6 protein-coding genes are annotated in these 4,697 nt (G+C 49.9%); 5 read left to right on the forward strand and 1 reads right to left on the reverse strand.

Translation table 11 applies throughout. The annotated features are described in order from the left end of the window. Positions 1-445 precede the first annotated feature (445 nt). From C7445_RS14060 to C7445_RS14080, 5 genes are all read left to right on the forward strand, one after another. Positions 446-598 (forward strand): helix-turn-helix transcriptional regulator, encoded by a 153-nt coding sequence (locus C7445_RS14060; protein ID WP_081503837.1) that lies wholly within the window; start codon positions 446-448, stop codon positions 596-598. A gap of 181 nt (positions 599-779) precedes the next feature. Then, positions 780-1,490, forward strand: coding sequence for a hypothetical protein (locus tag C7445_RS14065; protein ID WP_040288210.1), 711 nt, complete (start codon positions 780-782; stop codon positions 1,488-1,490). A 684-nt stretch (positions 1,491-2,174) separates the two neighbouring features. Then, complete coding sequence (tnpA, locus tag C7445_RS15080) at positions 2,175-2,474, forward strand: IS66 family insertion sequence element accessory protein TnpA (protein ID WP_424923018.1); 300 nt, start codon at positions 2,175-2,177, stop codon at positions 2,472-2,474. A 32-nt stretch (positions 2,475-2,506) separates the two neighbouring features. Further along, entirely contained in the window at positions 2,507-3,136 is a 630-nt protein-coding gene (locus C7445_RS14075) for a nuclease-related domain-containing protein (protein ID WP_006445427.1), read from the forward strand. 237 nt (positions 3,137-3,373) lie between these two features. Continuing rightward, positions 3,374-3,670, forward strand: a complete 297-nt coding sequence (locus C7445_RS14080) for a hypothetical protein (RefSeq protein WP_040288203.1) — start codon at positions 3,374-3,376, stop codon at positions 3,668-3,670. A gap of 768 nt (positions 3,671-4,438) precedes the next feature. On the opposite strand, the gene C7445_RS14085 is transcribed toward C7445_RS14080, so the two are convergent. Beyond that, a partial coding sequence (locus C7445_RS14085; RefSeq protein WP_134161312.1) for a YolD-like family protein occupies positions 4,439-4,697 on the reverse strand: 259 nt, incomplete at its 5' end.

Here is a 4,697-nt window from a genome sequence, read left to right on the forward strand (position 1 = left end):
TTTCGGAAACGATACAACGATAGAAAAATAAGGACTGCTGTGTTGCCACAAAAATGGCGTATGGTAACTATGCCGATTTGCAACCCGTTGTCGCGGACGTCGCTGATATTGAAGCGCCTGATGGCCGAAGCCTAAGCCAAGCGGACGCCGAACGGCAAATAAGCTCCTGTCACGGAGAAGGTTTTACGTATCCCGAACACACAAATAGCCGCCAGCCCCACCTACGCTAGCGGCCATGGCAACCACGCGTGTTGCCCTTCCTATGACAAAGGATACTCATCTGTCTTCCAAATCATATCGAATCCCCGCTCACAACAACATCCCGCACATCCACGATACGCACGCCGTTGCCCGTTTGCACTCGTAACTCCCGGCCGCAGACGGACACGTAGCCCATCAACACCACGTCGTCCCTGATGAACCATAGGATGGAGACGATACGGAGATGAGTCCTTCATTCCCAGGAATCCTGCGTCAGCTCCGAGAAGAACGCAAACTTACACAAGCTGACTTGGCGGGAGATGGGATATCGAGAGCTGCTATCAGCCTGTATGAGAGCGGTCGCAGGGTTCCGACGTACGAGGTACTCGAGATCTAGCTGCACAACATAAAAAGGTAATAATAGTTCATTCAATCCAGCGCAAATGGTAGCTTTCTTTTTGCTCTTCGACCGAACAAGTCATTCTGCAAAAGGCTCATTTAAAAGAGTCACTAGGGTGACAAGTCGGTCAGAAAGTAAAACTGGCTTTGTTCCTAAACCATTTTAAGGAGTGCTGTAAGTGTTGAAAAATCGTATTCTGTCGTCTATTGCTGCGGGTGTAGTAGTTTTGTCGGTATCGTCGGTAGCTTATGCGGATACTACCTCTAACACGACTAGCAGTGTGAGTGCGTCATCCTCGCAGGCGGGCAGCTTCAATGTACAAACCCTGGTTCAAGAGGTTAATCCTTACATTAAGACGTCGGCAAATGGCACGCTAAGCATCGCTCCATCAACTCTCTCTCAGTTGAATCTGACGAGCCAAGAACAATCCTTCGTCTTGAACGGTATCAGCAACTACAACAGTCTAGTTCTGAATCACGAGGTCAATCCACTTACGCATTTAGCCGGCCTAGTCTCATCAATGTCGCAAGCGGCATCGTTAAGTTCTGCGACGGCTGCTTCCACAGATGGCTTACCAGCTAGCTGGTTCACTAGTTCGTCGCCTCAAACCGCCGAGTTTGACTATTGGTGGGGAGATCAACAAGTGTACAATGAAAAAGCGACAAGAAATCTCATTAAGGACGCCACACTGGTTGCCTCTGGCGCGAGCCTTGCTGGTGCCGCTTTAGCTCCTGTTCCGGGAGTTGATGTTCTTTCAGTTGTCGCAGGTCTTTATGCGGGGATTTACGGATTTAGCGCAGCGATGTTAGATAGCTACGATAATGGCTATGGCGATTGGATAAACTGGGCGGGTGGTGTACCATTCAACATGGGAGGTAATGTAGCATAGATTTTCTACTCCTCAACATTGTAGGAATCGTTTGTTTTAACGTAATCGGCCTTCTTCGTCTTCGCGGCAAAGTCCGGAAACGCATTGGACTGTTTTATCTAACGTTCATGGCTGTGGTCATCGTATCTTCATGGATAGGGCTCGCAATGGAGATTACACGATAGTTTTCGGTCAGATTCGAAACACATTCGGATGAGCGTGTTTACACGCGTCTGTCCGGATGTGTTTCTGTGTCTATCTATCTCGGAGAACGAACGGTCATCGCCGTTTGAGGTAGCGAGCGTGACAGAATAAGACCCCCAGACGTCTGATAAACCAATTGAAGGTGACAAGGCATGGTAAAGGTTTACTGTTCCTCATGCGCTAAACAGTAGTGTCCGATATCATGTGTAAACCGCCATACCCGGTTGGGCACAAGAGGAACATGAAAATATCGATGCTCGTGTTTACTTCGCGGCGTTCAAGGTGCACGATCCCATCAAGCAGGACAGAAAGGATATTGATTTTTTGGGGATCGACCCCGCTGTGTAAACTAGCCACAGCCGCCTTTGAGCACAAAGGAATGTGCTACGAGCACGTCCATCACATTTCCTTGAATCAGGGTGAGCGTCAAATAGCACACACCTAGCGTCGGCCCCCTCCTGGGACATGATGTACCCAGATTGAAGGTGTGGGGGGATCGTGGTGACCAAGGCCGAATTGGAACAACACCGTGAGCTTTGGCGTGCCCGCGTGGCGGACTTCCGGGTCAGCGGGTTAACGGGTGCAGCGTGGTGTGCTGCGCATCAGTTGAAAGGTAGCCTCCGAACCAACAGCACACCTTGCATTTTCCTCGCCATCGTGCGACAGTTCGTATACAACGAACACGTCATAAGGCGCGATCTTCGCTATGTAAGTGACCGCAGGGATGTAGCGAAGCATGGTCAACGCTGCAGAAATGGATCTAGCACATTGAATTATCTCCAATGCCCGGAGTGCACATGAGTGCTGGTTTTGGGGGATAGGGGTGAAAACGCATGCTCAAATTGATGATCCCAATGTTCATCTTGATAGTGATGGCTTCCGGTCTCAAAATACTCAATCAATCGAAAAGCTTTATTGGATTTCTGGGCGAACGGGGCGTCCGGTCACGGTTGGACAAGCTCGACAAGTCGAGGTATTGCGTCATCAACGACTTATTGATACCGCATTATCGTGGCAACGGGACGTCGCAGATCGACCACGTCGTCGTGTTTTCCGGAGGCGTGGCCGTAATTGAGACCAAGAATTGGGCTGGCCGTGTGTACGGCAAAGGTCATGAAAGGAACTGGACGGTGACGTTGGGTCGAAATAAGTACCGACATGAGAATCCAATTCTCCAAAATAAGGGCCACATACGATCTATCCAAGCAATTGTCGGAGACGTTCCGATACATAACATTGTGGTGTTCAGCAGCCGTACCGATTTGCGCCTAAGTGAAATTTCGGACGCGATGGTCACCCAAATCTCAAAAATTGACCGTGTGATTCGCAATATCGACAAGCGTGTACTGAATGATCAAGATATTCAAGAGATTCATCAACGCCTGTTGGGGGCCAACACCGAAAACCGCGAAATGCGCGCACAGCATGTGAAGAATGTGAAGAAACGCTTCGAACGCGAGTAAAGGACAATCTCGCATCACCGAAAATATGGTCTACGCATTCGCATTAAGTACAGGTGGCAACAATCGTTCAGTAGAGGAACGTTTGTATGGCGCCAACGAGACCGATAATATTGCGCAAGCGAGCACATTTGCAGTGTTTATCGCTCGGTCAAATCAGAATCTTAGAAAATAACAGTCCTATATCTGTGTTGAAAAGCGCTTTTCGTGTATATTTGTTCTACAGGTGGTGAATGACTCTTGAATCATACATTGATTCAAAACACACGTACCAAGTCAGGAAGGGAAATTGCCAAAGAAACACGGAAATGGCTTCGTAGCAACCCAGACGCCACGTTGTCCGAAGCGGCCAAGTTCATGGAACGTATGCAAATGCCTGCAGCTGAATTGGGCCGCATCGGACGATACACGGTGGGCGATCTACCAGAATACAAGTGGATTTGTATCGGCGAAGACGATTTAGGCTGTATTGAAGTCGCAAAGGACCTCTCCGACATCGCAAATTGTCGGTATAGAGAGAAAAAGGCCAGGCCGTGAGGTGCACGTCAGAGTCTTGCGCGCTCGCCCCATATTTAGCGCGTTAGCGATTCTAGAGGCAGTGAAATTCTGTCTGGCCCAACGAACTGGCCGTCCCGAAATACGTAGCCCTGATCAATGAGATCCGTGTATCGACTCATCACATACTCTCGTGTTTCCAACAACGTGCGAATCGTTTTGCACACGCACACGTCGTACATACGACCATGGGCGTGCAGTATCAGTATATAGCCTCCAACGTTCATGTTGCTGTCGCCGTGAACAACGGTCGCCACAGGAAGTACATCCAGCTTCGCATCGTCCCTAAGCTCTATTGGCTTGCACGGACACTGCGAGTCAACTCCTTGCTCGTCGAAACGAAGATCTAGCCTCATGTGCATCCAAAACTCGCAGGATGGGCAATGCGCTTGGACGCCGCAACAGAAGTCAAGTTCTAGAATCGCTTGACCGCCGCACTCAGGGCATTCCATTTCAATGCTTCGATTACCACTTTCAATCAAATTCATCGCGGACTCCTGTACCAACCCTATGATTGCAAGGATGTGTTGTGTGTCCTTGTCCTTCGAACCTACCGTACTTGCAATCATCTCAACACCCCACAAATACGAACATATGTTCTGTTCCTACTATATAGGCATCAATGTGTTAAATCAAGATTTAAATTATCCAGAACACACAAATAGCCGCCAGCCCCACCTACGCCAGCGGCCATGGCAACCACGCGTGTTGCCCTTCCCACATATAAGATGTCCCCCGACAATATCCAAATTACCTTGACTGGCCATTCATTGTGTCCACTCCCACAACATTCCGCACATCCACGACACGCACACCGTTGACCGTTCGCACCCGCAATTCCCGCCCGTATACCGACACTCGTCCAACGAGCACGACGTCTCGTTCCGGCGTGAACACCGTCACCCGCACGGCGAACCCCTCGCGAATCGCCTCGCTGAGTGTGTACTGCATCTCCTCCAAGCGCTCCTCGGTGAGCGCCGGGCGTTTGCGTCTTGTTCGTTCACGCTGG

Origin of the sequence: Alicyclobacillus sacchari, from assembly GCF_004366795.1 — a bacterium.
GTDB lineage: Bacteria > Bacillota > Bacilli > Alicyclobacillales > Alicyclobacillaceae > Alicyclobacillus > Alicyclobacillus sacchari.